The organism is uncultured Meiothermus sp., from assembly GCF_937863175.1.
In the GTDB taxonomy this organism is placed as follows: Bacteria; Deinococcota; Deinococci; order Deinococcales; family Thermaceae; genus Meiothermus.
Window position 1 is genome coordinate 1 of sequence record NZ_CALMCQ010000446.1, and the last position, 7,547, is coordinate 7,547.

The 7,547-nt window shown below is 61.2% G+C and carries 6 protein-coding genes and 2 pseudogenes; 1 reads left to right on the forward strand and 7 read right to left on the reverse strand.

Annotation, left to right across the window (positions count from 1 at the left end; genetic code table 11):
* The 7 genes and pseudogenes from Q0288_RS16700 to purB form a co-directional block, all read right to left on the reverse strand.
* Positions 1 to 716: pseudogene (locus Q0288_RS16700) on the reverse strand (amidophosphoribosyltransferase); the annotation flags it as partial.
* Between the two features lie 122 nt (positions 717 to 838).
* Entirely contained in the window at positions 839 to 3,052 is a 2,214-nt protein-coding gene (purL, locus tag Q0288_RS16705) for a phosphoribosylformylglycinamidine synthase subunit PurL (RefSeq protein ID WP_299433055.1), read from the reverse strand.
* Positions 3,052 to 3,801 carry an HAD family hydrolase gene (locus Q0288_RS16710; RefSeq protein WP_299433058.1) on the reverse strand — a complete coding sequence of 250 codons (750 nt, stop codon included), beginning with the start codon at positions 3,799 to 3,801 and terminating at the stop codon, positions 3,052 to 3,054. The genes purL and Q0288_RS16710 overlap by 1 nt, the downstream gene beginning before the upstream one ends.
* A 30-nt stretch (positions 3,802 to 3,831) precedes the next feature.
* Complete coding sequence (gene purQ / locus Q0288_RS16715; RefSeq protein ID WP_299433061.1) at positions 3,832 to 4,593, reverse strand: phosphoribosylformylglycinamidine synthase subunit PurQ; 762 nt, start codon at positions 4,591 to 4,593, stop codon at positions 3,832 to 3,834.
* Positions 4,590 to 4,841, reverse strand: coding sequence for a phosphoribosylformylglycinamidine synthase subunit PurS (gene purS / locus Q0288_RS16720; protein WP_299433064.1), 252 nt, complete (start codon positions 4,839 to 4,841; stop codon positions 4,590 to 4,592). The genes purQ and purS overlap by 4 nt, the downstream gene beginning before the upstream one ends.
* Positions 4,842 to 4,852: 11 nt before the next feature.
* Complete coding sequence (purC, locus tag Q0288_RS16725) at positions 4,853 to 5,593, reverse strand: phosphoribosylaminoimidazolesuccinocarboxamide synthase (protein ID WP_299433067.1); 741 nt, start codon at positions 5,591 to 5,593, stop codon at positions 4,853 to 4,855.
* 135 nt (positions 5,594 to 5,728) lie between these two features.
* Positions 5,729 to 7,039 carry an adenylosuccinate lyase gene (purB, locus tag Q0288_RS16730; protein ID WP_299433070.1) on the reverse strand — a complete coding sequence of 437 codons (1,311 nt, stop codon included), beginning with the start codon at positions 7,037 to 7,039 and terminating at the stop codon, positions 5,729 to 5,731.
* A gap of 282 nt (positions 7,040 to 7,321) precedes the next feature.
* Here purB and Q0288_RS16735 point away from each other — a divergent pair.
* Positions 7,322 to 7,547 (forward strand): annotated as a pseudogene (locus Q0288_RS16735) (hydrolase); the annotation flags it as partial.

A 7,547-nucleotide genomic window follows, 5' to 3' on the forward strand; every position in this document is an offset into this window, starting at 1 on the left:
ATCCCCCGCCCTCTTTCCCCAACAGTGTGGGAAAGGGGTGGCTGATGATCTGCCTCGACCCACACCAGCTCCCCAGGCCGAACATCCCGCACGAACACTGCACCCATCAGGGTCAGGGCGGGGGGTTCAGAGGCAAAGACCCAGCCGCCACCAGGGAGCCTGCCGATGACTAACGGACGCACCCCGTTACCATCGCGCAAGGCCAGCACGGTGTGCCGATCCATCAGCACCACGCTAAAGCCGCCGGTCAACTCGCGCATGGCTCTTGCGGTAGCCTCGACGAGGTTCAGCCTGGCATAGCGGGCGATGAGGTTAATCATCACCTCGGTGTCGTTGGTGGTCTGGAAAACCGCGCCGTGCTCCAGAAGCTCCTGCCGAATTTGCAGGGCATTGACGAAGTTACCGTTGTGGGCAATGGCCAGGATTCCCTTTGAACTCCGCACGTTGAGGGGTTGGGCATTGAAGCGCAGGTTGGAGCCGGTGGTGGAGTAGCGGGTGTGCCCAATCCCCAGGTTGGCTCCTGGGATGCGCAACCGCTGCATCCGGGCTTCGTCAAAGACCTGTGCTACCAGCCCCAGGTCTTTCTCGATCACCAGATCCCGCCCGTTCGAAACACAGATGCCCGCTGCTTCTTGCCCCCGGTGTTGCAGGGCGAAAAGGCCCAGGTGTAGCAGGTCGGCTACCAGCAGCGGTTCGGGCGACCACAGGCCCAGCACGCCACACTCTTCTTGTGGCTTGTCGGAGTCGCTTAGATCCGAAAGCTGAAGATTGAAAACCTCGAGTTCCGCTGGCTTGACTGCCTCTGGCTTTTGGCTTTGGGCGGTTGGCGCTTTGCACCTCACGGCAGCACCTCCCGCAAGGTACGCTCCCAGACCGCGTGCAGCGACTCGAGGCTCCATTCCAGGCGCTCCTTGGGCATCAGGATGGTGAGCTTATCGCCACCGACCTGGCCCAGAATTTTGTGTGGGAGTTCGAAGGATTCCAGTACCTTCACCGCCATTTGCAGTTTAGCCTGATCTATGGTGAAAAGGATGCGGCTGGGGGCTTCTCCAAACAGCAGGGCATCGGGCCGGGCCGGGTTGCGAATCTCGATGGTAGCCCCCAGCCTGTAGGGGAGGCACATCTCGGCCAGGGCTACCGCCAGCCCGCCTTCGGCCACGTCGTGGGCGGTTTTGACCCAGCCCCGCTCGATCAGCTCACGGATGGCAGCCTGGGTTTTGGCTTCGTGGGCCAGGTCAAGGGCGGGTGGACTGCCGGCCTCGAGGTGGTGTGCCACCCAGAGGTATTCGGAGGCTCCGAAGCCACCTTCTTTGTTGCCAATCAACACGATAAACTCGCCCGCTCTCTGGAAACCCAGCTCGGCGCGGTGCTCGAGGTTTTCCAGGAGCCCCACCACACCCACCATCGGGGTAGGGGGGATGCGGTAGCTGGGGCCTTCGTTGTAGAGCGAGACATTGCCCGAGACCACCGGCAGTCCCAGGGCCCTCGAGGCCTCGGCCAGGCCGTGGATGGTCTCGGAAAGCTCGAAATAGCCGTGGGGCGTTTCGGGGTTGCCGCAGTTGAGGCCGTCGGTGTAGGCCAGGGGACGCCCCCCTACCACGCTCACGTTGCGGGCGGCTTCGGCCAGGGCGTGCTGAGCACCCAGGCGGGGGGCCAGCTTGCTATAGCGGGGGTTGGCGTCCACTTTGACCGCGATGGCGCGGTTTGTCCCCTTAATCCGCACAATGGCGGCATCGCCTTTGCCGGGGATCAGGGCGGTGTTGGTGCCGACCTGGTGGTCGTAGCGCTCGAAGACCGGAGCCCGGCTGCACAGGTTGGGCGAGGCCAGGAGCTGCAGCAGGACTTCTTCCAGGTTCTGTGGTACGGGCAACTGGCTCAGGTTCATGGCCCTGAGCGTGGCGGTTGCGGGGTTTTCCTGGCCTTCGCGCACGTAGGTCGGCGAGTCGGCCAGTGCGCTGGTGGGCACATTGGCCACCACCTGACCCTCGGAAACGATGCGGAACACCGGCTCGGCGATCATGGTGGCTACCGGAACGGCATCCAGACCCCAGCGGGCCGCCAGGGCCTCGAGGCGGGTCTCCCGGCCCGGATGCGGCACCAGTACCATCCGCTCCTGCGACTCGGAGAGCATCAGTTCCAGAGAGTTCATACCCGTCTCGCGCCTGGGCACCCAGTCCAGGTTCAGCTCGAGACCCAGCCCCGACTTGTGGGCCATCTCCGATAAGGACGAGGTCAGTCCAGCGGCGCCCATGTCCTGCACGCCCTCCACCAGGTCTTGCCGGATAGCCCCCAGGGTGACCTCCAGGGTCAGCTTGCCCATGAAAGGGTCGCCCACCTGTACGCTGGGGCGTTTGGACTCGCTTTCCTCGGAAAGCTCCTCGGAAGCAAAGGCCGCCCCCCCAATGCCGTCACGCCCGGTCTTGGAGCCCACATAATAGACCGGTCGCGAGAACGAAGCCCGGCTTTTCTTCAGCTCGTCCACGCGCAACAGACCCACACACATGGCGTTCACCAGCGGGTTGTCCTGATAGTCGGGATGGAAATAGACCTCGCCGCCCACGGTGGGTACCCCGATCGCATTGCCATAGTGGGCGATGCCCTCAACCACCCCCCGCACCAGGTAGCGGGTGCGGTCGCCTTCGGGCGAGTCTTCCAGTTTGCCAAAGCGCAACGAGTTCAGCAGGGCGATGGGCCGGGCCCCCATGGCCATGATGTCGCGGATGATCCCCCCCACGCCGGTGGCTGCTCCCTGCACCGGTTCCACTGCCGAGGGGTGGTTGTGGCTCTCGATCTTGAAGGCCACCGCCCAACCCTCACCAATGTCCACCACCCCCGCGTTTTCGCCCGGCCCCTGCAAAACCGCTGGGCCATCTCTGGGCAGCAGGCGCAACAGGGGACGGGAGTTTTTATAAGAGCAGTGCTCGCTCCACATCACCTTGAACAGATACAACTCCAGCCGGTTGGGTTCGCGGCCCAACAGGCGGACAATCTCCTGGTATTCGCCCAGCGGGATGCCGGTTTCTTTGAGCAGGGGGTGGAGAGCTTCTTCCATTACATGGCCCTCGGAGGGTGCCGGATGACCTCTTTGAGGAGCGAGATCAGCTCCAGGTGGTTACCCACACGGGCAGTGGGCTGGGGCTGTCCATTTCGGTGGACGTGTCCGGTATACAGCACCGCCCAGGGATAGCCCGTCTGAAAAGCCCCGGCAATATCGGTGCGGGGAATATCGCCAATGTGCAGGGCCTGCTGCGGTTTGGCCCCCATCTCGTCCAGGGCTGCCCAGAAGGCCTCGGGCCTGGGCTTGACCACCCCGGTCTCGTCGGAAAAGGAAAAGCCGCTGAAAAGGTCGTGCAGCTTGTGGCGGCCTAGCTGCTCGCGCAAAATGCGCCCGGTCGAAACGCCGGTGTCCGAGACGATGCCCAGGGTGTAGTGCTGGGCCAGCTTGGGCAGGGCCTCGAGCACCCCTGGCAGGGGAATCAGGCTACCCTGGAGGCCCGCTTCGACAATGCGCTGGGTGGTAAGGGCCACCTGGCCTTCGTCGTAGGGCAGGCCCAGATAGCCAAAGATGCGGGTGACCCGATCAAACGGGGTCATGACCTGCTCAGCTCCCCAGGCCTTGTCAAAATCGAGGGCGGCTTGCCGCCAGGCCTCCATCACGGCGGCGGGTTCGGCGGGAATGCCAGCTTCGGAGGCCGCATCCAGCAAGATTTCATTGCGCAGGTTTTTGACATGGCCGGAATATTCAGGGCCTTCGGTGAAGAGGGTGCCCCAGAAGTCGAAGGTGATCACGCTAAGTGTCATGCCATTACCTCCCTTGGTTCGTTGCCCACCTCAGGCCATCACCTCGAGGGCCTGCTTGAGGCTGGCGAAGAGGGGCAGGCCATCGGCAGAGCCCAGGATGCCTTCTACGGCGCGTTCGGGGTGGGGCATCATCCCCAGCACATTCCCCTGTTCATTGACAATGCCCGCAATGTCGTGCAAAGACCCGTTGGGGTTGAACGAACTTTCACCCACTCCGTCTTCCCACACCATGCCAGGGCGCCGTGCGGCGGGGCGAGGGGTCGAGGCAGGGGTGCTCCTCGCAGGGTTCGGAGTATACCGGAAAACCACCTGATGGTTCTGCTCGAGCCTTTCCAGCGTCTGTGCATCGGCGTAGTAGCGGCCCTCGCCGTGAGCGATGGGAATTTTCAAAACCTGCCCCTGATGGTAGCCTGCCGTGAAGGGCAGGTTGGTGCGCTCGACCCGCACAAATACCTCCTTGCAAGTGAAATGCAGGGTGTGGTTGGCCAGCAGCGCCCCTGGCAACAGCCCGGCCTCGGTGAGTACCTGGAAGCCATTGCAGATGCCCACCACCGGGTTGCCGCGCTCGGCCAGACGACGCACTGCCTGCATCACCGGCGAAAACTTAGCCAGGGCACCGGCCCGCAGATAGTCGCCATACGAGAACCCACCCGGTAAAATGGCCCCCTGGAAGCCCTCGAGACTGGTTGCGGTATGCCATACGAGTTCGGCCTCGAGCCCCACCAACTGAAGCGCCCATACCGCGTCCTGGTCGCAGTTAGAGCCGGGAAACTGAATCACCGCAACTTTCATGCCAGTGGCTTCACCGCCTCGACTATGAACACTTCCATCACGGGATTGGCCAGGGCCTTGCCGATGTCATGGGCGGTGGCTCTGGCCTCCGACTCGCTGGCTGCCTGGAGTTCCATCTCCAGCACCCGCCCTACCCGTACGTTCTCGGCCCGGTACTGGAGGCCCTTCAAAACCCCTTCCACCGCACGTCCCTGGGGGTCGAGGATGCCGTCTTTGAGCTCGATCAATAGGGTTGCATGGTATTTCATAGTCTCAGGTCTCAGGCAGAAGGCTGCGGGGGCAAGAGCACCCGACGCAGCACCTCTTGGTAGGCTTCCTCCACCCCGCCCAGATCACGGCGAAAGCGGTCTTTATCCATTTTCTCGCCGGTTCCAAACTCCCACAAGCGCATGGTATCCGGCGAGATTTCGTCGGCCAGCACAACAGCACCGCGCTCGTCGGTGGGGGCCGCAGAGTGCAGGAGTCTTCCAAACTCGAGCTTGAAGTCAATCAGCTCGAGGTAGCGCTGGGCAAAATAGTCCTTTAGCAAACCATTGATCTTCAGGGCCAGCTCCTTGATCCGTGATAGCTCACTGCCACTCACCAACCCCAGCGCCAGCGCTGCGTCGTCGTAGATCAGAGGGTCACCCAGGGCATCGCTTTTGAAGGAAAACTCCACCAGCGGATAGGGCAGTATCCTGCCCTCTTCCACCCCATAGCGCCTGGAAAAACTGCCCGCAGTGCGGTTGCGCACGATCACTTCCAGCGGCACGATCTGCACCTGCTTCACCAGCATCTCGGTATCGGAAAGCTGGCGGATGAAGTGGGTGGGAATGCTGTGGTCTTCCAGATAGCGGAACAGGGCCGAGGAAACCTTATTGTTGGCCACCCCCTTGCCAGCAATCTGGGCACGCTTCTGCCCATTGAAAGCGGTGGCATCGTCCTTGAAGAAGACTCGAATGGTGCCAGTCGCGGGGCCTGGATAGATGATTTTGGCTTTACCCTCGTACAGTTTTTCCATCAAAACCTCACATTCAAAGGTGCCCACAAGAGGCGGAGGGTAGCTTTATAGTATCCCCATTCGCGCTTCCCACCAATGCCCAGCACAGCCGGGTCAGGCACTTGCCGGGACTGGCAGGTGTTTGTGGAAACCGCTCTAAAGCCCAAAACGCGCATAGATGGCATCCACCTGCCGCAGAAAATAACCGGGGTCGAAGGCTGCGGCCAACGCTTCGCCCTTCAGGATGCATCTGGGGTCCGCTTCCAGCAAATTTCTAAACTCCTGACCCTCTTCCCAGCTTTGCAGGGCGTTGCGTTGCACCACGTCATAGGCGGTGGTTCGATCCATGCCTGCTTCGATCAAGAAACCCAGAACCCGCTGCGAGTAGACCAGCCCCCTGGTCAGGAGCAGGTTTCGGGCGATGTTGTCTTCGTAGACCACCAGACCTTGTAAAACCCACCGTAATCGGCGCAGCATGTAGTGGGCCAGGGTGGTGGAGTCGGGCAGAATGACCCGCTCCACCGAGCTATGGGAGATGTCGCGCTCGTGCCAGAGAGCCACGTTTTCCAGCTCGGCCTGGAGATTGGAGCGCAGGAGCCGGGCTAGCCCCGAGATGTTTTCCAGGGCCACCGGGTTTTTCTTGTGTGGCATGGAGGAGGAGCCGGTTTGTTTATCGCTAAAGGGCTCCTGGGTTTCCAAAACCTCGGTGCGTTGCAGGTGGCGCAATTCCACCGCAATTCGCTCCATATTGGCCCCCAGAATTGCCAGTGCTCCCATCAGTTCGGCGTGGCGGTCACGCGGCACTACCTGGGTCGAGACCGGTTCAATCTGAAAGCCCAAATTCGTTGCAACCCACTGCTCTACGGCTGGCTCCAGGTGGGCGTAGTTCCCTACCGATCCCGAAATCATCGTGATCCGGATGCCTTCACAGGCCCTCCGTAAGCGATCTGCATCCCTCAACAAAGCCGCGTAGAATGACAAAAAGCGCAGGCCAAAGCTGGTGGGCTCAGCGTGTACCCCGTGGGTACGTCCGATGGCAGGCAGCCGCCTGTATTTCACCGCCAGGGTTTGCAGCGCTTCTTTGGTTTGCTCGAGTTCTTGCTCGACCAGGGCCAGGGCCTCGGCCAGCAGGACATTCTGGGCCGTATCCACCACATCGGTGCTGGTCAGGCCCAGGTGTAGCCAGCGGGCTACGTCGGCGTCGGTCGTCCACTCGGCGAGTGCGCGGGTAAAGGCCACCATGTCGTGCCGGGTTTCGGTCTCGATATCGTCTACTCTTTGGGCAAAAGCGGCATCGACTGGCTTTTGCCGCAGTGCTTCGCGCAACCGTCGGGCTGTTCCAACCGGAATCTGCCCCAGGTTTTCCCAGGCTTCCATGGCCAGAATTTGAACCTCAGCCCAAACCTGATATTTGCGGGTCTCGCTCCACAGCGCCTTCATTTCTGGGGTTTGATAGCGTTCAATCATGGCCTACCGTCAACACCTCATCACAAACCACAACCGCCAGATTTGGGTTTAATTCTGACGCACACCCCTCCGTTGCGTGGAAGGGGAGATGGGATTCCAGTTTTTTCACCGGGGATCACTGGCTGCTCGTCACTGCCTCGCTGGACAGTCTAGTGAGCAACGTCAAGAGACTATCATGCTCGGAGGGTGGGGGCAACTCTGGATCCAGACCCCAGTCGGTGGGGCCCGTCTTGTGGAGCTACTGTGGCTCTATTTTCATAATGTCGGGTTAGTATTTTTGCTATGATTCGTGCAGTCTTGTTTGATGTAGGCGATACCCTGATTCTTGGGCATCCCAAATTCTGGCTCTGGCCCATTTTGAAAGCCAAAGGGATAGCGGAGAAAGCCGATCTCTCACGCCTACCCCAGGCTATTCAGGTGGCCTATGGGCACTATTCCGACCAACACATGAGCGCTACCGACGAGCCGATGGCCCATTCTTTCTGGCGTAGGTTTCACCACGAGCTGA